Origin of the sequence: Mucilaginibacter metallidurans (genome assembly GCF_003286435.2) — a bacterium.
Classification (GTDB): Bacteria; Bacteroidota; Bacteroidia; order Sphingobacteriales; family Sphingobacteriaceae; genus Mucilaginibacter; species Mucilaginibacter gossypii.
On sequence record NZ_CP043449.1, the window covers coordinates 71,034 to 97,810 of the forward strand.

General features: G+C 36.9%; 27 protein-coding genes. 26 read left to right on the top strand and 1 reads right to left on the bottom strand.

The window, feature by feature from the left end; genetic code table 11:
• Positions 1-2: 2 nt before the first annotated feature.
• The 24 genes from DIU38_RS00345 to fcl all read left to right on the top strand — a co-directional run bounded on the left by DIU38_RS00345 (position 3) and on the right by fcl (position 23,253).
• A complete protein-coding gene (locus DIU38_RS00345; RefSeq protein ID WP_112652810.1) occupies positions 3-2,402 on the top strand; it encodes a GumC family protein in 2,400 nt (799 codons plus the stop codon).
• Positions 2,403-2,555: 153 nt separating this feature from the next.
• Positions 2,556-3,212 carry an acyltransferase family protein gene (locus DIU38_RS34765; protein ID WP_407716491.1) on the top strand — a complete coding sequence of 219 codons (657 nt, stop codon included), beginning with the start codon at positions 2,556-2,558 and terminating at the stop codon, positions 3,210-3,212.
• Positions 3,182-3,730 (top strand): acyltransferase family protein, encoded by a 549-nt coding sequence (locus DIU38_RS34325; protein WP_167516049.1) that lies wholly within the window; start codon positions 3,182-3,184, stop codon positions 3,728-3,730. Before DIU38_RS34765 ends, DIU38_RS34325 begins: the two co-directional genes overlap by 31 nt.
• Before the next feature lie 27 nt (positions 3,731-3,757).
• Positions 3,758-4,528, top strand: a complete 771-nt coding sequence (rfbF, locus tag DIU38_RS00360; RefSeq protein WP_112652812.1) for a glucose-1-phosphate cytidylyltransferase — start codon at positions 3,758-3,760, stop codon at positions 4,526-4,528.
• A 42-nt stretch (positions 4,529-4,570) separates the two neighbouring features.
• Positions 4,571-5,647 (top strand): CDP-glucose 4,6-dehydratase, encoded by a 1,077-nt coding sequence (gene rfbG, locus DIU38_RS00365; RefSeq protein ID WP_112652813.1) that lies wholly within the window; start codon positions 4,571-4,573, stop codon positions 5,645-5,647.
• Positions 5,648-5,679: 32 nt separating this feature from the next.
• Complete coding sequence (rfbC, locus tag DIU38_RS00370; protein WP_112652814.1) at positions 5,680-6,213, top strand: dTDP-4-dehydrorhamnose 3,5-epimerase; 534 nt, start codon at positions 5,680-5,682, stop codon at positions 6,211-6,213.
• 12 nt (positions 6,214-6,225) lie between these two features.
• The gene (locus tag DIU38_RS00375; protein WP_112652815.1) at positions 6,226-7,143 is read left to right on the top strand and encodes an NAD-dependent epimerase/dehydratase family protein; all 918 of its coding nucleotides are present in this window, start codon (positions 6,226-6,228) and stop codon (positions 7,141-7,143) included.
• Between the two features lie 99 nt (positions 7,144-7,242).
• The gene (locus DIU38_RS00380; RefSeq protein WP_167516050.1) at positions 7,243-7,839 is read left to right on the top strand and encodes an acyltransferase; all 597 of its coding nucleotides are present in this window, start codon (positions 7,243-7,245) and stop codon (positions 7,837-7,839) included.
• A gap of 106 nt (positions 7,840-7,945) precedes the next feature.
• On the top strand, positions 7,946-8,851 hold the full coding sequence (locus DIU38_RS00385; protein ID WP_090528633.1) for a glycosyltransferase family 2 protein: 906 nt from the start codon (positions 7,946-7,948) through the stop codon (positions 8,849-8,851).
• Between the two features lie 62 nt (positions 8,852-8,913).
• Positions 8,914-10,341 carry an oligosaccharide flippase family protein gene (locus DIU38_RS00390; protein ID WP_112652817.1) on the top strand — a complete coding sequence of 476 codons (1,428 nt, stop codon included), beginning with the start codon at positions 8,914-8,916 and terminating at the stop codon, positions 10,339-10,341.
• A gap of 65 nt (positions 10,342-10,406) precedes the next feature.
• Positions 10,407-11,597, top strand: a complete 1,191-nt coding sequence (locus tag DIU38_RS00395) for a hypothetical protein (RefSeq protein ID WP_112652818.1) — start codon at positions 10,407-10,409, stop codon at positions 11,595-11,597.
• The gene (locus tag DIU38_RS00400) at positions 11,594-12,688 is read left to right on the top strand and encodes a glycosyltransferase family 4 protein (RefSeq protein WP_112652819.1); all 1,095 of its coding nucleotides are present in this window, start codon (positions 11,594-11,596) and stop codon (positions 12,686-12,688) included. Before DIU38_RS00395 ends, DIU38_RS00400 begins: the two co-directional genes overlap by 4 nt.
• A 208-nt stretch (positions 12,689-12,896) precedes the next feature.
• Positions 12,897-13,613, top strand: coding sequence for an acylneuraminate cytidylyltransferase family protein (locus DIU38_RS00405; protein ID WP_112652820.1), 717 nt, complete (start codon positions 12,897-12,899; stop codon positions 13,611-13,613).
• A gap of 62 nt (positions 13,614-13,675) precedes the next feature.
• The gene (locus DIU38_RS00410; RefSeq protein ID WP_112652821.1) at positions 13,676-14,593 is read left to right on the top strand and encodes a phosphoglycerate dehydrogenase; all 918 of its coding nucleotides are present in this window, start codon (positions 13,676-13,678) and stop codon (positions 14,591-14,593) included.
• A gap of 8 nt (positions 14,594-14,601) precedes the next feature.
• Positions 14,602-15,594: a Gfo/Idh/MocA family protein gene (locus tag DIU38_RS00415; protein ID WP_090528616.1), complete on the top strand. Its 993-nt coding sequence runs from the start codon at positions 14,602-14,604 to the stop codon at positions 15,592-15,594.
• A gap of 30 nt (positions 15,595-15,624) precedes the next feature.
• Complete coding sequence (locus DIU38_RS00420) at positions 15,625-16,230, top strand: D-sedoheptulose-7-phosphate isomerase (RefSeq protein ID WP_090528613.1); 606 nt, start codon at positions 15,625-15,627, stop codon at positions 16,228-16,230.
• A gap of 9 nt (positions 16,231-16,239) precedes the next feature.
• Positions 16,240-17,001 (top strand): SDR family NAD(P)-dependent oxidoreductase, encoded by a 762-nt coding sequence (locus DIU38_RS00425; RefSeq protein WP_112652822.1) that lies wholly within the window; start codon positions 16,240-16,242, stop codon positions 16,999-17,001.
• Positions 16,994-18,058, top strand: a complete 1,065-nt coding sequence (locus DIU38_RS00430) for an AroB-related putative sugar phosphate phospholyase (cyclizing) (protein ID WP_112652823.1) — start codon at positions 16,994-16,996, stop codon at positions 18,056-18,058. The genes DIU38_RS00425 and DIU38_RS00430 overlap by 8 nt, the downstream gene beginning before the upstream one ends.
• Positions 18,059-18,065: 7 nt before the next feature.
• Positions 18,066-18,518 carry a YhcH/YjgK/YiaL family protein gene (locus DIU38_RS00435; RefSeq protein ID WP_112652824.1) on the top strand — a complete coding sequence of 151 codons (453 nt, stop codon included), beginning with the start codon at positions 18,066-18,068 and terminating at the stop codon, positions 18,516-18,518.
• 84 nt (positions 18,519-18,602) lie between these two features.
• Entirely contained in the window at positions 18,603-19,277 is a 675-nt protein-coding gene (locus DIU38_RS00440) for a cyclase family protein (protein WP_112652825.1), read from the top strand.
• A gap of 35 nt (positions 19,278-19,312) precedes the next feature.
• On the top strand, positions 19,313-20,158 hold the full coding sequence (locus DIU38_RS00445; RefSeq protein ID WP_112652826.1) for a 6-hydroxymethylpterin diphosphokinase MptE-like protein: 846 nt from the start codon (positions 19,313-19,315) through the stop codon (positions 20,156-20,158).
• A 184-nt stretch (positions 20,159-20,342) separates the two neighbouring features.
• A complete protein-coding gene (locus DIU38_RS00450; protein ID WP_090528594.1) occupies positions 20,343-21,089 on the top strand; it encodes a WecB/TagA/CpsF family glycosyltransferase in 747 nt (248 codons plus the stop codon).
• A 102-nt stretch (positions 21,090-21,191) separates the two neighbouring features.
• On the top strand, positions 21,192-22,307 hold the full coding sequence (gmd, locus tag DIU38_RS00455; RefSeq protein WP_090528591.1) for a GDP-mannose 4,6-dehydratase: 1,116 nt from the start codon (positions 21,192-21,194) through the stop codon (positions 22,305-22,307).
• Position 22,308: 1 nt separating this feature from the next.
• Entirely contained in the window at positions 22,309-23,253 is a 945-nt protein-coding gene (gene fcl, locus DIU38_RS00460) for a GDP-L-fucose synthase (protein WP_112652827.1), read from the top strand.
• A 204-nt stretch (positions 23,254-23,457) separates the two neighbouring features.
• Here fcl and DIU38_RS00465 read toward each other — a convergent pair whose 3' ends face one another.
• Positions 23,458-24,837: an endo-1,4-beta-xylanase gene (locus DIU38_RS00465; protein ID WP_112652828.1), complete on the bottom strand. Its 1,380-nt coding sequence runs from the start codon at positions 24,835-24,837 to the stop codon at positions 23,458-23,460.
• A gap of 409 nt (positions 24,838-25,246) precedes the next feature.
• Here DIU38_RS00465 and rfbC (DIU38_RS00470) point away from each other — a divergent pair, with 409 nt between their 5' ends.
• Together rfbC (DIU38_RS00470) and rfbD are read left to right on the top strand one after the other, a co-directional pair.
• A complete protein-coding gene (rfbC, locus tag DIU38_RS00470) occupies positions 25,247-25,801 on the top strand; it encodes a dTDP-4-dehydrorhamnose 3,5-epimerase (RefSeq protein WP_112652829.1) in 555 nt (184 codons plus the stop codon).
• Between the two features lie 40 nt (positions 25,802-25,841).
• On the top strand, positions 25,842-26,705 hold the full coding sequence (rfbD, locus tag DIU38_RS00475; protein WP_112652830.1) for a dTDP-4-dehydrorhamnose reductase: 864 nt from the start codon (positions 25,842-25,844) through the stop codon (positions 26,703-26,705).
• The last annotated feature ends 72 nt before the right edge of the window (positions 26,706-26,777 follow it).

Below are 26,777 nucleotides of genomic sequence, written 5' to 3' on the forward strand. Positions count from 1 at the left end.
GAATGAATTTAAATAACCAAAGTCTTGAAAAATCTCAGGAAGAAGTAGGTATTGATTATAAGAAATACATTGCAAGGGTTATCACAAACTGGCCACTGTTTTTGATTTGTATAGTGGTTTTTGGCGCTGTGGGGTTAGTTTACAAAAGATACGCCACTCCTAATTACAAAGTTAATGCTTTAATGATAGTTGAGCCTGAAGATAAAACAGGGGGAGGCAGTTCTGCCGCAGGCGGCTTAAGTAATTTAACTGATATATCATCTTTATTCGGTATCCCTAATAACGCAGAAAATGAAGTTCAAATATTGAACTCAAGGCACATCGTAAGCAACGTAGTAAAGGCGTTGAATTTAAACGTTGTAATTAGATTAAATGGGAGAATTAAGAAAACCGAGCTTTTTGACGAAGCTCCTTTCACGATTGATGTTACCAATAAACGCGATTCTATTGATCTCAGAAGGTATAATGTAACAGTTAAAAATGATTTGATACATATACACAACAGCGTTGAAGATATCGATATAAATGCTAAGTATGGTCAGAAAGTAAGTTTACCGCAATATGATATTGTTTTCAATCCGACGGGAAACCCGGTGGACAAGATCGGTTACGTTGTGGATATTGCGTCTGTCGAGTCTTCTGTTGAAGCTCTATCTAAAGGTGTACAGGTAAGTTTGTCCAGTAAAACGACCACTACGATCAATCTATCTTTAGATTATCCCAATTCAAAAAAGGGTGAGGCCATCTTGAATAAAATGATGGAGATTTATCTGAAAGCCAACAGGGATAATAAGGTTCAGATTGCTGATAGTACCCTTACATTTATTGACGAACGGTTAGAATTGGTAGGCAAGCAATTGCAAGGAGTAGAACAGAGTTTTGAGCAATTCCGAAAAACAAATAAGATTGCCGATGTTGATGAACAATCAAAAGCTTTGATAGGATCTGCAAGCGATTTCCAAAAACAGATCAGCGCACTTGATGTACAAATCTCGGTAGTTCAGGATTTGTTGAAGTTTCTGAATAATCCAAATAACAAAAAGGTTATCCCTGTTACAGCCTTGGGATCTGATAATCAGACTATCTCTGATGTTGTAGGACGCTATAATGAATTGTTGCTTGATCGCGAGCGCCAAAGTTTGGCAAGCACCGAAAAAAACCCTTATATACAAGCTCTTGATAGTCAAATTGAGAGCCTACGCCTTATCGTACTGAAAAATATCAATTCGTACTTAAAAGGGTTAACCGTAAGCAGAGCCAATCTTCAAAATCAAAGCAATAATTCTTTAAATAAAATAGAAAATGTGCCCGCACAGGCAAGAATATTCTTAGATTATACAAGACAGCAAACAGTTAAGCAGGACCTGTATGTTTACTTATTGCAAAAACGGGAAGAAACAGCAATATCTAAAACATCAACCATTTCAACAGCAAGGGTAGTAGACCCGGCTAAAAGCAGCTATGAGCCTGATAAATCAAAAATATCACTGGTTTTTGTATTATGTTTAATAATGGGCTTTGTTTGTCCGTTAGTTTTTCTGGGGATAAGGGAAATGTTGAACGTCAAAATTATTTCCAAATATGACGTTGAGGAACATACTAAAATACCGGTTGTTGGAGAAATTAGCCATAATGACGAAGAACAATCGTTAGTGGTTACCAATAAATCAAGATCTATCATTTCCGAACAGTTTAGAGGATTGAGAACAAATTCTCAGTTTTTGTTAAATGCTGACAAACCACAGGTAATAATGGTAACATCAAGCATGAGTGGTGAAGGGAAGTCATTTATATCATTGAACCTGGGTAGTGTATTGGCTCTGAGTGGCAAAAAGGTTGTTTTTATAGAGTTGGATTTACGTAAACCAAAGCTGTCTCAAAACATAGGGATTGATAATAGTTACGGGTTTACGAATTACGCTATATCAAACACAGTTGAAGTTGACGCAATTATTAAACCTACATGGTTTAGCGAAGATTGTTTCATCATTAGTTCAGGCGCCATTCCTCCAAACCCGTCCGAATTACTACTCAGCGCCAAGCTTGGTACTATGATTGAAGAATTAAAGAAAAAATTTGATTATATAATTATAGATAGCGCCCCAGTAGGTTTGGTTTCTGATGCATTGTTAATTGAGAAATATGCCGACCTCACTTTGTATATAGTACGGCAGCGTTATACTTTAAAAGCTCAATTAGGTCTTATAAATGATCTTGTTGTATCAAATAAAATGAAAAAAGCTTATTTGGTCATTAATGATATCGAGACTAAGAAAGGCGGGTACTATGGTTATGGTTACGGCTACGGGTACGGCTATGGTTACGGTTATGGCTATGGTGATTATATAGATCAGGGAAACTCAAAAAAGGGCTTTTTTGACTTCATCAAGAAGAAGAAATAGCATTATGAGATCAACTATTTAGTTGATCTCATAGTACTATCTAACAATAATCAGCATCGAATTATTGATAACTAAAATTTATTTTTTATGGCAGGGAATAGGTATGAGCAGCTTGATTCACTAAGAGGGATTGCGAGTTCTCAGGTTTTTTTGATGCATTTGCTATCGATCTCATCGGTATTCTTTGCGGCTACTTACTGGGGAGTGCCCGATGCGGGCACTATGTATAGCACCTCAAAGTGGGCATATATCCTTACCTATACTCCGTTAGCGTTCTTTAAAGCTGGTAATGAAGCCGTTGTTTTTTTTTTCATACTAAGCGGGTTTGTTTTATCAGGAACACTATTTAACAGAGTTAATTATCTGTTATTTAAGCAATATTTAGTAAAGAGATTTTTTAGATTATGGGTGCCTTTTATTATCGTTATTGTACTCTCAATAATTTTAAGAAAGCTTTTTTACACCCCGGGTATTAGCAGCCACCCTGAAATTAGCTTTTGGTTTAAAAAAATGTGGGAGCACCCCGTTTCTGTAATCAATTTTATTAAATTTCTTTTTTTACAAGGCGGTACGCACAATGTTGATACTACATTATGGAGTTTAATAATTGAAATAAAGATATCTATATTATTACCGCTTTTTATTTTATTGATGGACCGGCTCAATAATGGATATAAAAACGCGGTGTTTTTAATAGTAGTAATCTTAGTATCGCATTTTTCTTTTTCCTTATTAAGCGATAACCCAAGATTATCTATGATGCAAAAGTTTTACATTATGTGTCTCCTTTTATTTTGGGTGCTTACTTAAATAAGTATCTGACATTTTGGGTTAATAAAATAAATAACTATTCAAATTTATCTGCCTGTGTTTTGTTCTTTATTATGGTTATCCTTTACTGTATTGATGGGCTAAAGCATTTTATTGAACCGGTGCCTGCCCTGTATTACATAGTTGATAGCATAAGTTATGAGGTGCAAATGTTTGCAAGTTTGGCCTTTATCATCTTGTCATTTCATAGTTTGTTTCAACGAAGGTTATTACATTCTGTTTGGCTTCGATTAGGCCAGATATCATATAGCCTGTACCTGATTCATCCCTTACTATTATTAAGTGTTACTTATTTGCTGTTGCAAAAATGGCAACTGTTTGAAATATGGGTGTTGCTTATACCATTAACACTGGGCTTGTCATATGTGTTTTATAGATATGTGGAAACCCCGATAAATGATTACGGTAGAGAATTAGCCAAAAAGTTAAAGGGAAAGAAAGCAGAGGTGGATAATAAAAAAAAAACTGAGGAACAAGTAAAAATAAAAGCCATATAAACAATTTATAATATTAAATAATTAAGCATGAAAGTAGTAATATTAGCTGGTGGATTAGGAACCCGATTATCAGAAGAAACGATACTTAAGCCAAAACCAATGGTTGAAATCGGGGGTATGCCAATATTATGGCATATAATGAAAATTTATTCTCACTACGGGTTTACAGACTTTGTTGTTTGCCTCGGTTATAAAGGCTACTTGATAAAGGAATATTTTGCCAATTATTACCTGCATAAATCCAACGTAACAATCAACCTGGCAAATAACGATGTAAAGGTTCACGATACCAAAGCTGAGCCATGGAATATTACATTGGTTGATACCGGTTTAGAAACAATGACAGGTGGCCGTTTAAAACGTGTAAAAGAATACCTAAACGGCGAACCATTTATGCTAACCTATGGTGACGGTGTTGCCGACATCGATGTAAACGAACTGGTAGCTTTTCATGAATCTCACGGCAAATTAATAACGCTCACTTCTGTACAACCCGAAGGCCGTTTTGGCTTGATAAACTTTGATGATAGCCAAAAGATTTTGTCGTTCCAGGAGAAACCGAAAGGCGATGGAGGATGGAGTAATGGTGGTTTCTTTGTATGTCAGCCTGAAGTTATCGATTATCTTGAAGATGATACTACAATATTTGAACGGGCACCACTCGAGAATCTTGCGAAAGACGGCCAATTGTTCGCCTACAAACATCACGGTTTCTGGAAACCTATGGATACCGTGAGAGATAAAGCGCAGCTCGAAGAAATGATTGCTTCAGGTACCGCCTCATGGATTAAATGGTAGTTTTTTCTATAATAGAATAAGTACTTATACTAAAAATACACTATGGAAAATTTGTTTAACGGCTTTTATAAAAACAGGAAAGTGCTTGTAACCGGGCACACTGGTTTTAAAGGTTCGTGGTTATGCTTAGTACTTAATAGATTAGGTGCCAAAGTTTACGGTTATTCGCTGCCTTCTCCAACAACTCCGAGTTTGTTTTCTATCGCTCGTGTGAACGAACTTGTAACTTCTGAAATAAATGACATCAGGAATTATAATGCCCTGGCGAAATTTATGGATGAGGTGCAACCTGAAGTTGTTATACATATGGCTGCGCAGCCCCTGGTAAGAGAATCATATAAAAACCCTGTAGAAACTTACGAGGTTAACGTGATGGGCACCGTAAATCTTTTACAAGCTATAAGGAACACAAAAAGTGTAAAAGCGGTAGTTAATGTAACTACTGATAAATGCTATGAAAATAAAGAATGGGTTTGGGGATACAGAGAAGATGAACCGATGGGCGGCTATGATCCATATTCAAATAGCAAAGGTTGCTCGGAATTAGTGACATCATCTTTTAGAAATTCTTTTTTTAACCCGGAGGCATATAGCCAACATGGAGTTGGCGTGGCATCTGGCAGGGCTGGGAATGTGATTGGCGGTGGCGATTGGGCAGTTGATCGTTTAATACCTGATTTTATTCGTGCTATCACTAATAACGAAAAAGTTGTAATAAGAAACCCTAATGCCATTAGGCCATGGCAACATGTTCTTGAGCCGCTTTCAGGTTATTTAACGTTAGCCGAAAAATTGTATCAGGATGGTGTTAAGTATGCTGAAGGATGGAATTTTGGCCCTGATGACTCTGACGCGAAGAATGTAGGCTGGATCATTGATAAGATATGTTCACTATGGGGTGATGGTGCTCAGTTTGGATTGGACACCGGCAATAACCCACACGAAGCCAATTATTTAAAACTGGATTGCTCAAAAGCCAAAACTTTGCTCGGATGGTATCCTAAATGGGGAATAGAAACCGCGTTAGGAAATATCGTTGAGTGGACCAAGGCTTACCGCGATAATATGGATATGAAAGAGGTTAGCTATAAACAAATTGAGCGCTATTTTTTAGGTTAAGTGTATAGTTATTTATATATAATAATAGAAAAATGATATTTACTGAAACAAAATTAAAAGGAGCTTACATAATTGACCTTTCTTTAAGGCAGGATGACCGCGGTTTTTTTGCCCGCGCATTTTGTGCTGATGAGTTTAAAAAGATGGGATTGAAATATAACATGGTTCAAAGCAATCTTTCTAAATCAATACACAAAAACACACTTAGGGGGATGCACTTCCAAATTGACGGCGCTGAAGAAGCCAAACTTATACGTTGTATAAGAGGCGCCATAACTGATGTTATTATTGATATCCGCCCTGAATCAGCTACTTATTGCGAACATATATCGGTTGAATTAACGGGAGACAATTACAAGATGATATATGTACCTGAAGGATTTGCGCACGGATATCTTACAAATGAGGATAATTCTGAGATCTTTTACCAGGTATCAAACTTCTATACTCCTGGCAGCGAAAGGGGCATAAGGTGGAATGATCCGTTATTTGGTATTAACTGGGGCATAACCGATCCGATAATTTCTGAAAAAGATAATTCTCATCCTGATTTTATAAAAAAATAATCAAGCATACCTATGAAAGTACTTATAAGCGGAGGCGGAGGCTATATCGGATCAAATTTATTAAATAAAATAATTGACAAAAGCGAAGCGGTAGGGGTATTGGGTAGAAAAAACAATCTTTCTGTTCAGTCAGAAAAAATTGATTTTTATGAGGCGGACATTACGCAGCCAATAAAAATAGAACTTAAGCATCAATATGACGTGTTTATCCATTTGGCTGCCGCGAATGATATTGATTCTTTGGATCCTAAAACAGCTATGCTCACTACAGTATTGGGTACTAAATACTGTCTTGATCTGTGTAAGGCCAACGGCATAAACAAGTTCATTTACTTTTCAACTTTCCAGGTATATGGAAAGGTAAGTGGAGTAATGAATGAAGAAACGGTGCTTGAGCCTGTAAATGATTATGCGATAACTCATATGCAGGCCGAAGATTATGTTAAGATGTTTAGCCGGACAACTTCAATAAAGCACATTATTGTGAGGCCTACTAATATTTATGGTGCCCCGGTTAATAAAGATATTGATAGATGGACACTTGTACCTAATTGTTTTTGCAAAGAAGCGGTTGAAAAGAAGACTATCACATTAATGAGTTCCGGAAAGCAAACAAGGGACTTTATCGATTTGAATGATCTTTCAAACGTTACTATTATGCTCTGCGAATCATTTGCTGATTATGAAAATACAATCGTTAATGGAGCATCCGGAAACAATTTTACCATAGTTGAGATCGCTGGAATAGTAAAAGAGATTTATGAGGATAAGTACAATGAAGAGTGCAAACTGGTAATAAAATCTGATCAGCCTTTAGAAGCAAATCAGGTTTCGATAAGTACGGATATGATTACAAAATCGGGATTCAGTTTGTCCGGTAAAGAATCTATCAGAGCCGAAATTTCGAGGATATTTAATCTGCTTAAATAACGTATTGCCTGGTTACAAATTAACATTTAAAATTCAGTTCTATTAACGTAACAACGTATGTTGCAAAAGATTTTCCGATATCTCAAGACACTAATCAAAATGGATTATTTTTCCAGGTTAATGTTAATCAGAAGAACATATCGTCACGTTTTTACACAATTTTATTTAAAGTTTTTTTTTAACGGTGTTGGCAAAAAGGCCATAGTTTTTAAGCAAAATATATTAGTGTTTGCTAAAGGAATTACATTAGGAAATAATGCAATTCTTTTACCTAACAGCCGGATAGAACTTTTGCCACGTTATGCGGGAGTGGAATTTGAACCTAAGTTAGTTTTAGGTGATAATTCTCAAATTCATCCAAACTGCCATATTACCTGTGCAGATTCAATAGTTATTGGTAACGATGTAATTGTCACATCAAACGTAACGATTACTGATATAATACATCCGCATGATGATATTAACATTCCGATAAATAAAACTAAACTCAAAACCTTTCCGGTAAAGTTGGGTGATCAAACTTATGTTTATAACAACTCGGTTATACTTCCGGGCACCGAAACAGGCAGGCATTGTGTAATTGCCGCTAATAGCGTTGTAAGTGGAAAGTATCCTGATTACTGTGTGATTGCCGGCGCACCTGCCAAAATCATAAAAAAATATAATGCAGAATCGGGTTTATGGGAAAAAGTTTAACCGTGTTTACAAGCGGCAGAAGTTGCTTAATACAATCTTTGTTTGGCTTTAATAATATTTAATGTTTGTTTCAAAATATCCTTATTAATAATAGAAAAATTATTTTATGAATAAAATCCTTGTTGTTACAACGGCTCATGATGAAGATTATCAATTTGACCAGTGGTGCAGTTTTTATAATGAGTTTAAAGATGAAGTGTATGAACACGTAATTGTTGATAACGGTTCAAAACCCGGCTATAAAAAGAAAGTTAGGGACTATTACACAAATTCAACAATTATTGAGCTTGAGAAAGATGGTGGTGTAGCAGGTGGCTTCAATGCCGGGATAAAATATGCCATGACCCGGGATTGTACGCACATCATTTTTATAATTCAGGATATGTACCTTCCAAAGGGCAGCCTTACCCGTATGGCTGAAATAATGGAAGAAAAGCCTGAATATGGAGTTATATGCCCGGTGATTTTTTATGAAAAAAGATCGCCCATAATTCGCGAATACGGAGGTGAGATTTCAACTAAGGATTTTGTGATAAAGAAACATTATGTAGGATCTAAACTTGATGCTTCTATCCCGGCTTATAAAGAGGTGACTTTTGTTTGTGGAGGAATGTATATGGTTAAAAAGGAGTTTTGGGAAAAAGTTGGTCTTTACGATGAGAAGATATTTTTATACGGCGACGAAACAGATGTATTTTACCGGGCAGTCAAACATGGTATTAAGATAGCGGTTACCACTGATGTTCATTGCTGGCATGAACATATATGGAAAGATGGCGCGGGTGAGAAAGGAAGGCGGTTCCCATCAAATGAAGCGTTGTTTTATACTGCACGTAATTATTTCTATCTGATTAAGAAACATGGAACCGCCAAAAACCTGGTTTATGGCATTGGCAAGCAATTATGGATGCTTCCTAAATTTGTATACAGGTACATTTTCAGAGATTATTTTCCTGATAAGGTTGGTGTATATATAAAAGGGCTAATGGTGGGGTTGTTTAAAAAGATATAGTGAATAGGTAGGGCGATGATCCATCCCATTTTTACAGCCTGAAAAAAGATTTTAATTTGATAATGGTTAGTTTAGTAGCGAAGTTTAAAAAAGTAGGCACCTTAAAAGTTGTAAAAAACTTTAGCGAGTTGGTTTTTGGTAACCTGGTTTATCAGGTTTTTAACCTTCTGAGCTTAATTTATATAGCCCGGAGATTAAAATCAGAAGGCTTTGGTGAATTTAGTTACTTACTTGTGCAGGGACAGTTATTTGCTACCATAGCTTCTATCGGGATTAAGAATATTTTAATTCGGAATATAGCCAGAGATCTGAATCAATCAAATACCATTTTTTGGGCTGGTATTTACCTGCAGGGCATAGGATTTATTGGATCTATTATTTTATTAGGCCTGTACAGCTGGTTGGTATCTCCTTATGATGCGTTTACGTTTGTTATTTTAAGTATTAATATAATGTCGTTGAACTTTTGGGATACTTCTGAAGCTGTTTATATGGCTCATCAAAGAATGCTTTATCCCGGAGTGTTAAAATCAATAACATTAGCCATTTGGGTAGTTTTCATTTTTGTCATAAGTAATAAATTGTTTACTTATCAAACTATGTTTATCACTTACACTATAGTGTTGTTTATAAACATAGTGGTTGCCTACTTTGCACTAAAACAAGCTAAATTGTTAGATAACAAGATAGTTGATTTTACGGCGACCGTGAAAAACATTTTTGGTCAGGCTTTGCCATACTTTATACTAATCGTGGTAAATCTTCCGATAAACTTTTTGGCAAACAACTTTTTGAAAATAAATAGTAGTAATGCGGAGTTAGGATACTTTAATACAAGCAACAGGCTTACGCAGCCCGTAAAATTAATTACAACTCTTGCACTTTCTTCTTTTTTTCCTAACGTAAGTGTGTTATGGGTTAACAATGCCGAACGTTTTAAAGATAAGATTCAGCAATTGATGCCGTTGTTTATTAATATTTTATTGCTGATATGCGTATTCTTTTCAATTTTTAGTAAGGAGATAATCCTCATTGTATTCGGAAAGGACTATCTGCCCGCTATTTTTATTTTTAAATATCAAATTTGGTTTGTTTTCTTATTTACTATCCAGGGTTTGGTCGGAACACTTTGGATGGCAGCGGATAAACAAAGGATTTTGTCGATATGCGGTATAGCGAACGCTATATTATGTACTCCTGTGTTGTGGTTTGGGTCGTACTATGGGGCAAAAGGCGAAGCGCTGGCATATTTTTTATCATATTTGATTATTACGCCATTATTGTTTTTTGTTTTCTACAGATCATTGAAGCTAACGTTTTCAGTTATGATAAAGCCTTCAATCGCTTCGCTTGCGGTAATAGCTATTGGTATATTTATACCAGATAATAGCTTGATCTTGAGAATAGGAGTTTGTGCATTGATATTCTTTGTGATACTGTACTTTAATAATGGTAGCATTAAGGCTTTTTTTAAACGAGAAAATCAATAACTGTGGTTAGTTTTTTTAATATAACAGTGCGTAGATGGCAGTGTTGGGGGGTAAACGGTAAATAGATGAAATTAAAAACTATTTTTCTTTCGCTTATACTTTTTATGGGATCAGGCTATTTCAGGTTGATCTTTTTTAGCGTGAATGTTATTGCCGTAAGTCAGGCGCTGGTTATAATTTATTTATTTGGTACTGTGTTAGCCAATTTGAATAAGTTAAAACTTACCATTTTTCAAAGACCGATATTTTTTATACTTGGTTGTGTTTTTATCAGTGCGTTCAATGCTATAATGTTTCATGATCAGGATTTCGCGACTACTTTTCTTGAACAGCGGTTTATGTACTTTTATTTGTTATATTTTTATCTGTTGGTAACAAAGCCGGATATAGATATGATGTATAACATCATACTGATACTGGCATCATTGGTTTCTTTGGTAGTAATCATACAGGTAATAGTTTATCCAATTGAAATTGTAAATAGTTCCAATTTTCTCGTTGAAAGATCAACCGTTCGTTTCAGAATCGACGGACAGGAATACATATATCTGGGACTGTTTTTCCTGATTGACAGAATGATCCGCCAGGGATTTAAGGTGTTTCAATTCGCATTAGTTATTCTTTTAACGGCAGGCTTGTTTTTACAGGGGTCGCGCTATATATTGTTTGCTTGTGCCGTTGGTATATTCCTTTTATTTATCAACTCTAAAGAAAAAGCAAGGGCAATAGTGGTAATGTTCCTTTTATTTGTCGCAGCTATTTTCTTAATCCCAACTAAGTATTATGAAGAGATAACGGCTTTAACAGCCGATCAGATACATCAGGGCGATAGCTACATCAGGGTAAAGGCCGCCAATTATTTCTTGTTTAATTTCTCCGATAATATTTCGGAGGTATTGTTTGGAAATGGACAGTATGATGCCAGTTCGGCATATGGCGCCAAAGTAACGCGATTAGGTGCATCTGAAGGGTATTTTTTATCCGATGTAGGTTTCATAGGAGATTATGCACGCTTTGGACTAATTTATCTATGTGTATATTTTTCCCTGATATACAAGACCATGCGAAAGTCAAAGAAAACAACTGAGTTTTTTTTCTTAATAACAATACTCTTGATGAGTTTACTCAGCTGGCCATTTTCTTATGCTGCGGGCGTTATCTGCTTTTCAATATGCCTTTACATAGTTAATGAAAAAGCCCGGTTAAAAAAGATAATGTTAGATAGTCAGGCAGAAACGCAACTTATTAAATCATGAAGGTAGCTGTATTTGCATTAAATTATAAGAACAACTACTCTGGAGGGCGAATCCACGCGCTGATGATGGCGCATGGCTTTGCTGCAAACGGTTATACGGTTGATTATTATACCAATTTAGCGCCGGTGTTTTTTGATGATTTTAACATTTACCCCGGAAGCGAAAATTTGCACTTAAAAGTGAGTAAGTATTTTAATTTTCCGCGTGTAAATAATTACGACTTATTACTGGTTGTTCCGCACCTGGCTTCAAAAAAATCTATCGTGTTTGATAGGTTCTTTTTCTATCCAACTGTTAAGAAGTTTCAAAGTGCTTCCAAATGTCAGTTGTGGTTTCTTGATTTCGAAAGTCCAAACTGGATTAATAAACTAACCCCGCAAAGCAGGCCGGAGAGTGCTTATAAATATAGCAATAAGATTTTGCCGTCAGTTGATGCGATACTGTCAACTACGAAGGAAGGAACAAAGTATGCTGCAGAATATTATGCCCGATTTAATCCTAACTTAAGTTTTAAACAACTGTATCTTAGTATTAACTCAAAGGTTGCAGATGGTTTTATCGATACTCAAAAAAGAAACCAGGTTATTTATTTCGGACGTTTTGGAGAAAAGCACAAAAACTCAAATGTGCTTAACGATATTATAAATGCTTTACCTGCCGGGTATATTTTACTTGTTATTGGTAATCCGGCAAAGTTAAATCCGCAGATATATCAGGCTTTGATCAATCAGGCAAAAGAAAACAGTATCGAGTTGGTTTTTAAATCGGGTATTTCTGAGTCCGAAAAATATAAGCATTTAGCTTCCTCAAAACTGTTGATTTACAGTTCGTCATTTGAAGGGTATGGCTTACCACCTATAGAGGCACAGTATGTTGGTACACCGGCGTTATGTTCTGATATTCCGGTATTGAGAGAAGTAAATAAGGGAGCTGAGTTTATCAACTTTGATGATAAAGAAGCATTAACCGCCAAAATTAATAGCATGTTAAACACAAACTATGACAAAGACAAGCTTAAAGCAAGTGTAAGTTCTTTTGCTGAGTTTGATAATTATGTTAAAAATATAAAATATTTAGTTGATTCAATTTAAGATAGAATACGTTGTAGAAATGCCGGGTAGTGAAATGGTAGCTGAAAAATTTTGAATTAATAAATGGCAACCCCATGGTATTATACACTATTGAAGCTGCGAAGGCATCAATATTTGTTGCTAAAAGTTTAACCGCAATAAAGCAACAATCAAAATAAGGATAATCTGATTTAAAAGTCAGTCGTTAATAATATTATAATCTCATTCTATGAAATTAGGAAAAGTAATAGCTCATATCCCCGCAAGAGGAGGAAGTAAAAGGGTACAGTCAAAAAACCTTAGGTACATGGATGGTAAACCAATGATTGCCTATAGCATTGAAAGTGCTTTAAGTTGTAACCTATTGGATGAGGTTTATGTGAACACCGATGATGATTCACTTGCGGCAATAGCTGAAAGTTTAAATTGTAAAGTATACCGGCGTCCCGCATTATTGGGTGGAGACGACGCAACTGGCGAAGATTTTACTTATGATTTTATTAATGCCAAAAATCCGGATACACTGGTGCTTATTAATCCTGTTTGTCCTCTGATCCGGGAAGCTGATATCCAAGGTGCGCTCGAGGCATATTCGGCATCAGATGCAGACACCCTTATTGGATGTACACAAACACAAATGCAGTCATTTGTTGATAATGAACCGATAAACATTGTAGTTGACGGCCCGCTTGCCCCGTCGCAGAATAATAGGGTGATTACAATATGTAATTGGGCTGTAACTGTATGGAACGCAAATGTTTTTAGAAAACTATACGAAAACAACCGAAGCGGATATTTTGGGGTGAACAGGCTTTTTTGGCCGCTTGACCCATTGGTAGCTGTGAAGGTAAGCGAGGAAAAAGATTTCAGGCTTGCCGAAGCGCTATTAATTGCCAGGAAATATCAGTCAACCCAAAATGCAACGCCCAAGTACTGGAGCAAGTAATTAAGGACACCATTGCATTTTGTCAACATAACAATTGTAATAAAAGAACGATAATTTATACTATGAAAATATTAACCTCGCCCTCGTCTTTTGGCCAAGTTGGAAATGAACCTGTAGAGCTGCTTCGCCAAAATGGTTATGAAGTAATCAATAACCCTTACGGCAGAAAGCTAACAGAAGATGAAGTTATAGAGTTGGCCGCAGACTGCATTGGTATAGTAGCCGGTGTAGAACCACTTACCGCCAGGGTAATGGATGCGCTGCCTAAGTTGAAATGTATTAGCCGCGTTGGAATAGGCATGGATAGCGTAGATTTAAAATACGCAGCCGAAAAAGGGATTATTGTATCCAATACCCCCGATGGCCCAACCAGGGCAGTTGCAGAATTGACACTGGCTATGACACTGTCATTATTGCGAAAAATACCACAGGCTCATGCTGATCTTAAAAATAAAGTATGGAAAAAGCAGGTAGGCAACCTTTTTCTTAATAAAGTTGTTGGAGTTGTAGGTTTAGGACGTATTGGTAAACTGGTATCGCAACTGTTCAGGGGGATAGGGAACCCGGTAATTGGTTATGACCCTTACGCTGATGCTGCCTGGGCAACAGATAACGGAGTTGAATTGGTTGATTTTGATACATTGTTAACCAAAGCCGATGTCGTTACAATTCATGTACCAGGCAATGAAGACGGATCTGCGGTAATAGGTGCTAAAGAGATTGATTTGATGAAAACAGGCGCGTTCCTGGTAAATATATCCCGCGGTGGTATTGTTGATGAAGAAGCTTTATATAACGCCCTTTCAGCTAATAAATTAACCGGAGCAGCTATTGACGTTTTCTCTTCTGAGCCATATTCAGGCCCTTTATGCGATCTGGATAATGTAGTGCTTACCCCTCACCTTGGTTCATACGCCGAAGAAGGAAAACTATTAATGGAAATTGACGCTGTTAAAAACTTAATTAACGCACTAAAATAATACATACTATGAATTACAAAATTGGTATAATAGGTTATGGTGTAATGGGAAAAATCCGGCACCAGGCTATCGATGAAATTAAAAAAGGCGTTGTAGTAGCTGTATCTGAGCCCAATGGAGAAACTGAAATAAAAGGTATCCCCAATATCAGCCATGAGGAAATTATAAATCATGCAGATATAGATGCGATCATAGTTTGCACCCCCAACTTTTTAAACAAAGATTTAACCATACGGGCCCTGAATGCCGGAAAGCATGTTTTTTGCGAAAAACCACCCGCGTTTACCGGTGCTGATATATTAGAGATACAAAAGGCCGAAGCAGCCAGCGGCAAAAAATTGATGTACGGTTTTAATCACCGTCACCATGATAGCGTTATGCATATCAAAAAGCTGATTGACAGCGGAGAATATGGAAAAGTATTATGGTTACGTGGCCGTTACGGAAAAAGTGTAACCAGCGATTATTTTAACCAATGGAGGGCTAAAAAGGAATTAGCCGGCGGTGGTATCTTAATGGATCAGGGTATTCATATGCTTGACTTGTTCCTGTACCTTTCAGGTGATTTTGATGTTGTTAAAGCAGAGGTTTCAAACCTTTATTGGCACATGGATGTTGAGGATAACGCTTTTGTAATCCTTAAAGAATCGGCAACGGGCAAAGTAGCTTCATTACACTCTACCATGTCGCAATGGCGCCATTTGTTTTCGTTAGAGATATTCCTTGAAAAAGGTTATATGGTATTAAACGGCCTTATAACATCATCAATGTCATATGGCGAAGAAACACTCTCCATTGCCAAAAACAGGTCGACGGCGCCTGCGGCTACCTGGAAAGATGAAATAGTAACCAAGTATGTTGATAACAACAGCTGGCGTTACGAAATGGATCATTTTTTTGATTCAATTACTGCTGATAAGCCGATAGCCATCGGTAATTCGGAGGATGCTTACAAACTCATGCGTATCATAGATAAAGTATACGAACAAAAAGAATTTTAATTAGTAACAATAAGATAAAAATCTATTACAATGGAAAGACAAGAGAAAGTTAAAAACTATCTGGGTGATTATATCGCCCGTTTGACTGATATTTTAAATAAAATTGAAGTTACAAAACTTGAGCAGGTAATTACTGCTATGATCACTGCCTTTAAAAACGGCAATACCATTTATGTTGTTGGTAATGGCGGGAGCGCTGCTACAGCATCTCACATGCAGGCCGACTTCAGGTTCTTTGTTCGTTATTTCTCAAAGTTCCGCCCTAAGATTATCGCTTTAACCGATAACGTACCTATGATTACCGCAATAGGTAATGATAATAACTTTGACGATGTTTTTGTTGAGCAAATGCGCGGTCAGTTTGTTTCAGGCGACATTTTGATCGCTATATCGGCAAGTGGAAATTCACCAAATTTGGTTAAAGCTGCCGAGTTTGCTAATGAATTAGGCGGTACTACAATTGCATTCGTAGGCTTTTTGGGTGGAAAATTAAATGAAATATCATCTATACCACTGTATACACCAAACCCTAAAGGAGATTACGGCCCGATTGAAGATGTGCATATGATCTTAAATCATATAATAGTAAACTACCTTTCAACCGACGAGGAATTTTTAGCACTTACTGCTAACTAATTATTCTTTATGGATAGCATATCTAACATAAAGATTGATCTGACTGGTAAAGTGGCACTTATAACCGGCGGTACAAGGGGCATTGGCAACGCAATAGCCGAACGCTTTCTTGAAGCCGGTTGTTCGGTAATTTTAACCGGAACCAATGCTTCCGAAATAGAGCGGTTAAATAATGAAAATACCGTTAAGAGGATCAGTTATTTACAGCTTGATTTCACTCGTCCGGAATCGGTTGAAAAGTTTTTGTTGAAACTGAATGAATTAGATAAGATAGATGTGCTTATCAATAATGCGGGGATTAACAAGGTTGCGCTCAACGTGGATACTACCGATGCCGATTTTGATTTGCTGCATAATGTTAACGTAAAGGGACCGTACGTGCTTTGCCGTGAAGTTAGCAAACTGATGAAAAAAAACGGCTATGGCCGCATTGTTAATATCACCTCTATCTGGAGTGCTATTACCAGGCCGGGGCGTTCTGTTTACACCACCAACAAAAATGCCATTGTTGGGCTTACCAAAACGTTGGCAATTGAATTGGGTAAGTATGATATCCTGGTAAATGCAGTTGGGCCCGGTTTTACGCTTACAGAACTGACAGCTACCACAAACTCGGCCGAAGATTTGAAAAAACTAACTGAAGTTATCCCGATGAACAGGATGGCTCAACCTGTGGAAATTGCTAACGTTGTACTTTTTTTAAGTAGCAATTTAAATAGTTATTTAACAGGTCAAAATATAATTGTTGACGGAGGATATACCAATGTATAATTTTAAAATAAAATCAATTGTTCACGATTACGGTGTTCAGTTTATAGATGATACGCAAGGAGTTTTACTTAAGGAACTCAAAGAAGGCGACGTAATTATCATTGATAACAAAATAAAGGAACTATATAAAGATCTGCTTCAGCCTGTACTTGATTTGTATTGGCACATTGGCATTGATGCCTCCGAAAAGGTTAAGAGTTACCAGGGGGTAATGCCTATAATTGAAAGCCTGATAGATAATGGGTTCAGAAAAAATCATAGGTTGATTGCCATTGGCGGCGGTATAACGCAGGATGCTACAGCGTTTATAGCGTCAATTATGTACCGTGGGGTTGATTGGTATTTTTTCCCAACATCATTACTTGCCCAGGGCGATAGCTGCATAGGAAGTAAAACCTCTATCAATTTTAATCAATATAAAAATCAGCTGGGAGGTTTTTATCCGCCTAACCAAATATTTATTAACCTTGAATTTTTAGATACCCTTTCATTGTGGGATTTGAAATCAGGAATGGGCGAAATGTGCCACTATTTCATTGTATCGGGCGAAGAGGATTTTACAAGGTTTAAAAATGAATATGCGCAGGCCCTAACAGATAAAAAAGTTTTAGCCGGTATCATTAACAGAAGCCTGGAAATAAAGAAAGGCTACATTGAGCGGGATGAATTTGACAAAAACGAACGCCTTGTATTTAATTACGGGCATTCATTCGGGCATGCTATCGAATCATTAACTAATTATCGGATACCTCACGGAATTGCTGTAAGTTACGGTATGGATATGGCCAATTTTGTATCAGTAAAGCTTGGATACATTGATAATTCGGTGCGTCAAAACATAAGGGAGTTATTAAAACAAGTATGGGAGGGAACTTCTATTACTGATATCTCGCTTGATAAATTTACGGTGGCATTAAGCAAAGACAAAAAGAACGTAGGTAAAACATTGGGCTTGATCCTTAATAAAGGTTACGGCAAAATATTCAAAGATTTAAGGCCGATGGATGAACAATTTGTTGGATGGCTAAACGAGTATTTTACAAACGAATTAAACTAATTATACAATGATAGTTGATAAATTAAAGAATATTGATACATATAAAGGCATTTCTGAGGATATATATGCTGGTCTTCAATATTTACAAAATGCCACTCCTGATATTGAAGTTGGTGTTTATAAAATTAACAATAACGTAAAAGCGATTGTTAGCGAATATAATACCGTTGAAAACTTTGAAAGGGGATATGAAGCTCATAAACACGTTATTGACATTCAATATCCTATAAGGGGCCTTGAAAGGGTTAAATGGTCGCCAATTGAAGGTATGAATGTAAATATTCCGTATAGCGAAGAGCATGACCGTACCTTTTATAAAGATCCATCAAGCCAGGGTACGCATGTTGATATAGGGAACGGAATATTTGCTATAATGTTTCCCGAAGACGGACACGGCCCTCAGCATTACGTTAATCAGCCAGAGTTTATTAAAAAAATTACTATTAAGGTAGCTATTTAGTGTGTTGGTAATCTGTTAACAGGTGCTATATATTAACCAACATTGTTGCTGCCCAAATTTCATGTTTAAAATAAATCTATCCTTATGAATATCCGCCTTTCACATATTATCTCACAAAATACGCCGTCGTACGGAAATAAGGATCGTATATTTATAAGGGATAATTCGTCAATTTTAAAAGGTGAAACAGCAAATACGGTTTGTTGGATATTTTCAAATAACCATATAGGTACCCATATCGATTCGCCTTTTCATTTTTGCCAGGACGGAAAAAAGACTTTTGAAATACCCCTGGAAGAATATTTTTATAAAAACGTTGTTACGGTAGAGATCCTTTGCAGCGAGGCAAAATTGATAAACATCAGTGATTTTGAAAATTTACCACCAATTAATAAAGATGTTGAGCTTTTGCTGATACGTACTGGATTTGAAAATTACAGGAATGACGATAAGTACTGGAACGATAACCCTGGGTTGGCGCCGGAACTGGCAGATTACTTCAGAACCGAATACCCTGAACTAAGATGCGTAGGCTTTGATTTTATATCCCTTACTTCATGGAAGTTCCGGCCACAGGGAAGGGAAAGCCACAGGCAGTTTCTTTGCCCGGGCGGTGATAAGAAAAGTATTCTTGTAATAGAGGATATGGCGTTAAATGAAGCATATCATGCATTTGAATGGGTAATTGTAGCCCCTTTATTTGTGGAAGATGGAAATGGTGGTGCTGTAACAGTTTTGGCAAAAAAGCGCGAGTCTTAAGCACTGAAAAAATAATTACAGCTTGATCAAACATTATGGCATTAGGAAATATTAAACGTTTATTAACCCTGAAAAGGAGCGATGTTACCCTATCACGGATAAGTAAAGCGATTTGGAGAAGGATTGCTGATATACCTCAAAAAGTTATTTGGGCTGCCCCTTTTCCATTCACAAAAGCAAACAGGAGCGGTATTGAGCAATTTAAAAATATACATGCCGGTAAACGGTGTTTTTTAATTGCCAATGGCCCAAGTTTGAAGCATATCGATTTTTCACTATTGAAAAATGAATATACTATAGGCTTAAACCGGATTTATTTAATGGAAAAAGAAACTGGTTTTTCGCCTACATATTTAGCGTGTATCGATATAGAAGCCCAGTTATCTCAATTTATTGATGACTATGATAATTTACAGTTGCCATGTTTTTTCAATTGGGATTATAGACACAAGTTTTCAAAAAGAAAAAATCAACACTTTATAAAAGATAAATTAACACCTGAATTTTCTACAAACATCGCCAGGCAAGGATATGGTACCGGCCAGTCAGTTACTTATATGGCAATGCAGCTGGCGTTTTATATGGGGTTTAACGAGCTATATATTATAGGAAAAGATCACTCATATAATACCAATGCAAAATCAGGGGCAACTATTAAAAGTACAGGAAAAGAAGACAATCATTTTATAAAAGGGTATTATAAACCTGGAATGACATGGTTTGCGCCGGATTTGCAAAGCGAAGAATTTGCCTATAAATTGTCTCGGAAGGCGTTTGAGCAAGATGGACGGATAATTAAGGATGCCACAATTGGCGGGAATTTGCAAATATTTGAAAAAATTGATTTTTACTCATTGTTTCCCTCAAGAAATAAAGGATAACACCTTACGGGGCATAAGTAGTTAACAGATTTATTACATTGGCAATTGCAAAAAAGATAATTTATCGTAAATTACAATGCTTTAATTTCAATATTTTCAGTGTTTTAAATTAAATTTGTTAAAAGTTTAATCAAATAAGGCGGCCTTTAGTAATAAAAAATAGCTGCATGAAAATAAATACCATATGAAAAATATATTCAACACTATAAGTTGTCTTGGCTATACTGTTTATGCTGACTCATTGAATAAGGTTTCTATAAAAGAGAAAGCCTTAATTTCAACCATTAATCAATATTCATATTGTATTGCTAAAGAAGATGTTGATTTTAAAGAATCTCTTAAAAAATCTGAAATACTGCTGCCTGACGGTGTTGCTATTGTTTGGGCTACAAGATTGCTGACCGGGAAACGAATAAAGAAAATTGCAGGAGCCGATATACATAGCTATTTGTTAAATGAGGCAAATTTGAATAATGGTTCATGTTTCTATCTCGGTGCAACAGATGAAACTTTAGGAAAAATCATAAAGCGGGTAAATGATGAGTATCCTAATATTAAAGTTGGGTCATATTCGCCCCCGTATAAACCGCAATTTAGCGACAGCGATAATAAGGAAATGCTTAAAGCCATAAATGATTTTAAGCCGGATGTACTATTTGTTGGTATGACAGCCCCAAAACAGGAAAAATGGGCCTATGCTTTAAAAGATCAAATTGATGCAAATGTAATTTGCTCGATAGGGGCAGTATTTGATTTTTATGCAGGAACGGTAAAACGACCAGGTAAGCTTGCAATTAACCTGGGAATGGAATGGCTGCTGAGATTATTGAAGGAGCCAAGGCGCTTATGGAGACGTTACTTATATTATGGGCCGATTTTTTTGTACGAAATATTTATGATCAAATTTAAAAGGAGGGTTATTCCTTCGTAGCCGGTTTCCTTTTGCTTAACTGTTTAATTTTAATTAATAGTTGCCTAACAGAAATTATGGAAATAGAGATTCCGTTTGTAGTATTTAATAAAAGAAAATATAATGAAGAAAATTGCTTTAATCACAGGGATAACAGGCCAGGACGGTGCCTATCTAACCGAACTACTATTGTCAAAAGGATACGTGGTACACGGTATAAAACGCCGCAGCTCGTTATTTAATACAGATAGGATTGATCATTTATATCAGGATCCGCACGATGATAATAAAAATATGATCCTACATTATGGTGATCTTAGCGACAGTACTAACCTTATCCGCATTATTCAGCAAGTACAGCCCGATGAGATCTATAATCTTGGGGCTATGTCGCATGTTAAGGTTAGCTTTGATACTCCCGAGTATACAGCTAATGCTGATGGTATTGGTACTTTAAGATTGCTTGAAGCAATCCGGATTTTAGGGCTTGAAAAGAAAACTAAGATATACCAGGCTTCAACATCGGAACTTTATGGACTGGTACAAGCAGTTCCTCAATCAGAAACCACTCCATTTTACCCTCGTTCTCCGTATGCAGTTGCAAAAATGTATGCGTATTGGATAACTGTAAACTATAGGGAAGCTTACGGAATTTACGCCTGCAACGGTATTTTATTTAATCATGAAAGCCCATTGCGTGGTGAAACTTTTGTGACCCGTAAAATTACCCGCGCAACTGCAAAAATTGCTATGGGGTTACAGGATAAATTATTTCTGGGCAATCTGGATGCTCAAAGGGACTGGGGACATGCTAAGGATTATGTGGAGGCCATGTACCTTATATTACAGCAGGAAGTTGCTGAAGACTATGTCATCGCTACTGGGGTAACTACCAGGGTTCGCGAATTTGTAAGGCTGGCATTTGCTGAAGTTGGTATCGAGATTGAATTTAAAGGTGAAGGTGTTAACGAAGTTGGATATGTTGTTAGCTGTAATAACCCTGATTTTCAGATCGAAATTGGTAAGGAAGTAGTAGCGGTCGACAAAGCGTATTTCCGCCCGACAGAAGTTGATTTACTTATCGGCGATCCAACAAAATCTAAAACAAAATTAGGTTGGGCTCCTAAATATGACCTGCAGGGATTGGTTAAAGAAATGGTTGCGGCTGATGTGGATTTATTCAGAAGGGAAAAATTATTGAAAGAATCAGGATACAGCATTAAAAACCAATTTGAATAATATGGATAAATCAAGTAAAATATACATCGCCGGTCACAGGGGGATGGTTGGTTCAGCCATTCAGCGAAAGCTCGAAAAGGAGGGTTTTACTAACTTTGTTACCCGTAGTTCATCTGCACTTGATCTAAGAGACCAAAAAGCGGTAGCTGATTTTTTTGAACAGGAAAAACCAGATTACGTTTTTTTGGCTGCAGCAAAAGTAGGAGGTATTGTAGCCAATAATGTTTACCGCGCCGAGTTTTTATACGATAATCTGCAAATACAAAACAACATCATCCATCAATCATACTTGAATGATGTAAAAAAGCTGATGTTTCTTGGTTCAAGTTGTATTTATCCTAAACTTGCTCCTCAACCATTAAAAGAAGATTACTTATTAACGGGTTTGTTGGAAGAAACCAATGAGCCTTATGCAGTTGCAAAAATTGCCGGAATAAAGATGTGCGATGCCTACAGGGCTCAATATGGCTGTAATTACATATCAGTTATGCCTACAAATTTATACGGGTTTAATGATAATTACCATCCTCAAAATTCGCATGTTTTGCCGGCACTGATACGTAGGTTTCATGAAGCCAAAGAGCAGGAAGCGCCGTCTGTAACCATCTGGGGGACGGGTTCTCCAAAACGGGAATTTTTATTTGCCGATGACCTTGCCGAAGCATGCTATTATTTAATGGAGAACTATAATGAACCCGGTCTTGTTAACATTGGCACGGGTGAGGATATATCTATAAAAGATTTGGCATTGCTTGTTAAAAAAATTATCGGTTATGAAGGTGAGATTACTTTTGATGTTTCTAAACCAGATGGTACACCAAGAAAATTAATGGATGTAACCAAGTTGAGTGAAGCCGGATGGAAATATCATACCGGCCTGGAAGATGGAATTAAATTTGCTTACCAGGATTTTTTGAGCAAAGAGGGTGAATTTGCTCAACGTTAAATGATTCCGTTTTATAACGCGCTTTAACTATATGCCGCTTGCGGCAGTTATTTCAAAAAAAGTTTGCCTTTTTACAGGGCAAACTTTTTTTTTGAAGATTTTGGTGGCTTTCGGGACTTGTTATTAGGAGGGCTATTATAATAATGTCTCCAAAATTTGCTAAAACGCCCCACGATTTCGTGAGGCGTTTTCTGAGGTAATAAGTTATTTAGATATGAGTTGCCGGGCAGCATTAACCATAGCGGCAACCGCCGGTTTAGGCTTCAAATTATCATCTAATATATTTGCGTGCATCTTGCCAAGGGGAACTCCTGTTAATTTGTTTTTGTATTGGGTATTTGTGGAGCTGGTTGGGTCCCATTCGCCCCATAATATTATAGCATCGCATTTTTGGGCTTTAATGCAGGCTGAAATTACGCCGGCAAATAATTTTCCTTGCTTATCAAAGTCAACCTGGGTTGGTGAACCGATAATTGTTGGCCTGAATAAAGGTGGGTCTACCGGTGATGTAGTTGACATAATTGCGTCTAACTCAGTTATTTCGCTTGTAAGGCCAAGAGCTGCAAATCTGTCCATGTTTTCAGTTAACTCACTAAATGGATGGTTATATCCCTGATACAAATGAGTTTGGAACCCCACGCCATTAATAGGAACGCCTTTATCTTTTAGTTGTTTAACGATATTAAACCATCTGTCCATTTTAAAACCTTTGTATTCAACGTTAAATTCCGTCCAATAAAGTTTCGCTGTAGGATCGGCTTCGTGCGCCCATTCAAATGCTAATTGAATATAATCAGTAGGGTCATTTGAACCGGGCTTGTGAATTACATTCCATATTGGTAAGTTACTTCTAAGGCCGTTTGGCAACGAATATTTTGGATTAAAATCGGGGCTGTCACTCATCGATTCATTAACAATGGCCCATGAAAGCACGGCTCCCGGATATTTATCCCTATAATGGCGCATTACAGCCTGGATATGATTTTTTAGGATATTTTTAAGCTCATCGGGCGTAAAGTTTCCTTTTTTTACCCAATCAGGCACATACCACCACACAGGGCTTTGCATTTGTATTTTGGCGCCATGCGCTACAGCAAAGTCTGCAACTTCATCAATGCCCCTAAAATCATACTGGCCGTTTTTGAGTTCCACATGATGAAACCAGGCAGGCACGGTATACAGATTAAAATACTGGTTAATTTGTGTTAAGAAGTTCGCCGGACGCGGAGCTGCGAGTTCAACATCTTCGTTCCCCAAAAAATCGCCAAAATAAATGCCTTTTTTTATTAAAAGTTTTTTCAGGGTGCTGGGATCTGAACTATCCTGAATATCTTCTTTTTTTGCCAGGCTTGCGATGGCATTGCGGATAGGTTTTTGTTCTGGTTGTTTTTGTTCTGGTGTGGTTGCACTTAATTTGTCATCCTTTGAGTTAACCTCGTTGTCTGCTGATTTTAATTCAGGGTCAGCTACTGTGCGCTGTTGTTGAACCTCTCGCTCTTTGAAATAAAGATTGATACAGAAGAACAACAAAAAAAGACTAAGTAATGAGATAATTATGTGGGAACGATATTTATTTATTTGCATGCTATCAATTAATTATTTGTTAATCCTTTTTCTTTTGTAAATGCCTTTATTTAAGACGTAATAAACGATTTTTGTATGAATTAATTATGAATGTTATTTAAGTATTTCGTGCAGTCTACTGTAGCCTGATTAAGAAAACGGTGCAAATTAACGTAACTTAACTACTTTTTTTTAACATTTGCGGCAGCATAATTTTTGCTATAATGAGAAACTTAAGTTTTTTGCCATCGTAAGAAGTATAACTATTATTGATGTAACCAGGGTTTTATTTAAGTCTTTAAAAGACTTTTTGAATAATTATCGGCTTTGATTATAGATCTATTAATTAATATTGCATAAATTTTAATGTGTTTTGTCAATTATACCAAATTATAATGACCACACATTACTGTGTTTATAAGTGAAACATATGACTATAATACCAACCCCGCTTGAGGGATGTTTATTAATAAAACCACGTATTTTTAATGATGACCGCGGTTATTTTTTTGAATCGTTTAATCAACAGCGGTTTGCTGATGCTACAGGCTTCAATGTCAATTTTGTACAGGATAATCAATCCTATTCAACGAAAGGTGTATTACGTGGCCTTCACTTGCAAAAAGGTCGGTTTTCGCAAGCTAAGTTGGTTAGGGTAACCAAAGGCGAAGTATTGGACGTAGCTGTCGACCTGCGCAAAGGGTCGGCAACTTATGGGCAATATTATGGAGTGCATTTAACCGAACAGAATAACGAGCAATTTTTTATTCCCCGTGGATTTGCCCATGGCTTTACTGTATTGAGCGATGAAGCTGTATTCCAGTATAAATGTGATAACTACTATAACAAAGAGTCAGAAAGTGGTCTGCATTATGCCGATCCTGATTTAAATATTGATTGGCAGCTCAGCGGGAGCGATGTGCTGGTATCGGACAAAGACCTTGAACTGCCCTTTTTAAAGGATGCTCCTGATTTTGGGTTCTAATTTTTATCCTGGTTTAATCAAAAAATAACACTTCTAAAAAATGCAAAATATCATCGTATTTGGAGCATCAGGGCAATTAGGTAATTGCTTAAAGAAAGTTGCAGGCGAAAGGAAAATAGATTATATCCATTTCCTGCCCGAAGAAGAGGCGGACATTCTGCGGGGAGATTTGCTGGATATTGTTTTTGAAAAATATAAACCAACGTTTGCTATCAATTGCGCTGCTTATACCGCTGTTGATAAAGCGGAAGACGAAGTTGACCTGGCCCGGGCGATCAATAAAACAGGGGCCGCAAATCTTGCCACGCATTGTAAAGCATATGGTGCTACCCTTGTGCAGATCTCAACTGATTTTATTTTTAAGGGAGACGTGGCATTGCCACTCACAGAAGAAGCCATTGCTGAGCCTATCAGTGTATATGGCCTTACCAAACTGGAGGGCGAACAGGCAATTGCGGAAATTCTTGATGAACACTATACAATTCGTACAAGCTGGCTATACTCCGAGTATGGCAACAATTTTGTAAAAACCATGCTAAGGCTTGGGGCCGACCGTGATGAGGTTAAGGTGATTGCAGACCAGGTGGGCACACCCACATATGCTATTGACCTGGCAGAAGCAATTTTAACTATCATAACAGCGGGCAAAAAAGCATATGGTATTTATCATTACAGCAATGAAGGGGTAACCTCATGGTATGACTTTGCCAAAGGCATCTTTGATATTTCAGGTACTGATGTTAAAGTACTCCCAATACGCACATCAGAATATCCAACGAATGCGCAACGACCGGCATATTCGGTACTGGATAAGGCTAAGATCAAAGCTACGTTTAATATAGAGATCCCTTACTGGCGCGACAGCTTAAAAGCTTGTATTAAAAAATTGGCCGCCGTACAATAAACAATGGTTTAAAAAAATAAAATGCCAGGCTTTTCTTACAAACCTGGCATTTTTTAGCTTTTTTCCAAATAG

What these genes read in the sequence shown, in the direction of transcription:
- fcl (WP_112652827.1), top strand. Translation starts at nt 22,309, where the DNA reads ATGGATAAATCAAGTAAAATATACATCGCCGGTCACAGGGGGATGGTT.
- DIU38_RS00400 (WP_112652819.1), top strand. Translation starts at nt 11,594, where the DNA reads ATGAAGGTAGCTGTATTTGCATTAAATTATAAGAACAACTACTCTGGA.
- rfbC (WP_112652814.1), top strand. Translation starts at nt 5,680, where the DNA reads ATGATATTTACTGAAACAAAATTAAAAGGAGCTTACATAATTGACCTT.
- gmd (WP_090528591.1), top strand. Translation starts at nt 21,192, where the DNA reads ATGAAGAAAATTGCTTTAATCACAGGGATAACAGGCCAGGACGGTGCC.
- DIU38_RS00450 (WP_090528594.1), top strand. Translation starts at nt 20,343, where the DNA reads ATGAAAAATATATTCAACACTATAAGTTGTCTTGGCTATACTGTTTAT.
- rfbD (WP_112652830.1), top strand. Translation starts at nt 25,842, where the DNA reads ATGCAAAATATCATCGTATTTGGAGCATCAGGGCAATTAGGTAATTGC.
- DIU38_RS00380 (WP_167516050.1), top strand. Translation starts at nt 7,243, where the DNA reads ATGGATTATTTTTCCAGGTTAATGTTAATCAGAAGAACATATCGTCAC.
- DIU38_RS00415 (WP_090528616.1), top strand. Translation starts at nt 14,602, where the DNA reads ATGAATTACAAAATTGGTATAATAGGTTATGGTGTAATGGGAAAAATC.
- DIU38_RS00420 (WP_090528613.1), top strand. Translation starts at nt 15,625, where the DNA reads ATGGAAAGACAAGAGAAAGTTAAAAACTATCTGGGTGATTATATCGCC.
- rfbF (WP_112652812.1), top strand. Translation starts at nt 3,758, where the DNA reads ATGAAAGTAGTAATATTAGCTGGTGGATTAGGAACCCGATTATCAGAA.
- DIU38_RS00445 (WP_112652826.1), top strand. Translation starts at nt 19,313, where the DNA reads ATGGCATTAGGAAATATTAAACGTTTATTAACCCTGAAAAGGAGCGAT.
- DIU38_RS00385 (WP_090528633.1), top strand. Translation starts at nt 7,946, where the DNA reads ATGAATAAAATCCTTGTTGTTACAACGGCTCATGATGAAGATTATCAA.
- rfbC (WP_112652829.1), top strand. Translation starts at nt 25,247, where the DNA reads ATGACTATAATACCAACCCCGCTTGAGGGATGTTTATTAATAAAACCA.
- rfbG (WP_112652813.1), top strand. Translation starts at nt 4,571, where the DNA reads ATGGAAAATTTGTTTAACGGCTTTTATAAAAACAGGAAAGTGCTTGTA.
- DIU38_RS00465 (WP_112652828.1), bottom strand. Translation starts at nt 24,837, where the DNA reads ATGCAAATAAATAAATATCGTTCCCACATAATTATCTCATTACTTAGT.
- DIU38_RS00435 (WP_112652824.1), top strand. Translation starts at nt 18,066, where the DNA reads ATGATAGTTGATAAATTAAAGAATATTGATACATATAAAGGCATTTCT.
- DIU38_RS00375 (WP_112652815.1), top strand. Translation starts at nt 6,226, where the DNA reads ATGAAAGTACTTATAAGCGGAGGCGGAGGCTATATCGGATCAAATTTA.
- DIU38_RS00430 (WP_112652823.1), top strand. Translation starts at nt 16,994, where the DNA reads ATGTATAATTTTAAAATAAAATCAATTGTTCACGATTACGGTGTTCAG.
- DIU38_RS00390 (WP_112652817.1), top strand. Translation starts at nt 8,914, where the DNA reads ATGGTTAGTTTAGTAGCGAAGTTTAAAAAAGTAGGCACCTTAAAAGTT.
- DIU38_RS34765 (WP_407716491.1), top strand. Translation starts at nt 2,556, where the DNA reads ATGCATTTGCTATCGATCTCATCGGTATTCTTTGCGGCTACTTACTGG.
- DIU38_RS00395 (WP_112652818.1), top strand. Translation starts at nt 10,407, where the DNA reads ATGAAATTAAAAACTATTTTTCTTTCGCTTATACTTTTTATGGGATCA.
- DIU38_RS00345 (WP_112652810.1), top strand. Translation starts at nt 3, where the DNA reads ATGAATTTAAATAACCAAAGTCTTGAAAAATCTCAGGAAGAAGTAGGT.
- DIU38_RS00440 (WP_112652825.1), top strand. Translation starts at nt 18,603, where the DNA reads ATGAATATCCGCCTTTCACATATTATCTCACAAAATACGCCGTCGTAC.
- DIU38_RS00425 (WP_112652822.1), top strand. Translation starts at nt 16,240, where the DNA reads ATGGATAGCATATCTAACATAAAGATTGATCTGACTGGTAAAGTGGCA.
- DIU38_RS00405 (WP_112652820.1), top strand. Translation starts at nt 12,897, where the DNA reads ATGAAATTAGGAAAAGTAATAGCTCATATCCCCGCAAGAGGAGGAAGT.
- DIU38_RS00410 (WP_112652821.1), top strand. Translation starts at nt 13,676, where the DNA reads ATGAAAATATTAACCTCGCCCTCGTCTTTTGGCCAAGTTGGAAATGAA.